Source organism: Pseudoalteromonas sp. HM-SA03, from assembly GCF_002289345.1.
Classification (GTDB): Bacteria; Pseudomonadota; Gammaproteobacteria; order Enterobacterales; family Alteromonadaceae; genus Pseudoalteromonas.
On the sequence record NZ_NSDG01000009.1, the window covers coordinates 3,648 to 4,007 of the forward strand.

A 360-nucleotide genomic window follows, 5' to 3' on the forward strand; every position below is an offset into this window, starting at 1 on the left:
CAATAAACGGATACATTCATTCCCCCACTTAGCCAACATTAACCGGCGCAATATTCTCGCTAATCAATACACAACCGTTCCCAGCCTCGCAATACTGTGTTTGGTAATGACCGGGTGTGACGACCTTGGCCAACAAATTGACGCGCTTACTGGCGAGCAAGACAAACAAGTGCAAACACTGATTGAGCGCACTAAAGCCCAAATGGTGTTTGTTGAAGGCGGCAGCTTTATGATGGGCGATGGCGGTGGTCCAAATAACTTGCCTTGGACCATAGCTCGCGATAATAAGCCCGCTCATAAGGTGACCCTTACCAGCTATTCGATGGGCGCTTATGAGGTAAGCTATGGCGATTTTGATTT

Annotated in this window: 1 protein-coding gene; it reads left to right on the forward strand. The window is 48.1% G+C overall.

The genetic code is table 11. The features are described from left to right. Positions 1-106: 106 nt before the first annotated feature. Positions 107-360 (forward strand): SUMF1/EgtB/PvdO family nonheme iron enzyme (locus CKO50_RS01875; protein ID WP_255229008.1); only part of this gene is annotated, 254 nt, incomplete at its 3' end.